Source organism: Mesorhizobium sp. M8A.F.Ca.ET.207.01.1.1 (genome assembly GCF_004794715.1).
Classification (GTDB): domain Bacteria; phylum Pseudomonadota; class Alphaproteobacteria; order Rhizobiales; family Rhizobiaceae; genus Mesorhizobium.
This window is the reverse complement of sequence record NZ_SRUS01000592.1, coordinates 1-281: the sequence shown is the minus strand read 5'-3', so window position 1 is coordinate 281 and position 281 is coordinate 1. Positions and strand designations below refer to the sequence as shown.

1 protein-coding gene is annotated in these 281 nt (G+C 63.3%); it reads left to right on the top strand.

Annotated features, from left to right (window positions below; genetic code table 11):
* On the top strand, positions 1-281 hold a 281-nt coding region (locus EN850_RS35970; protein WP_145973041.1), incomplete at both ends, for an EamA family transporter.

Below are 281 nucleotides of genomic sequence, written 5' to 3'. Positions count from 1 at the left end.
CCTTGGCAAAGCCTGATGCTGGCGCTGTCGATCGCCGCGCTGCTGATCTCCGTGCCCTTCGTCATCTGGGAGATCGCGGCCGGCCGCGCTGTCATGCCGGACGCAACCGGATGGGCGCTCACGCTCTACACGGCGCTTGGCGCCTCGGTCGTTTCGCAGGTTCTCTACATCAAGGGCAACGAGCTGATCGGCGCCAACCGCGCAGGCCTGTTCATCAACCTAGTGCCGATTTTCGGCATGCTGCTTTCGGTGCAGATCGTCGGCGAGCAGTTTCAGCCCTA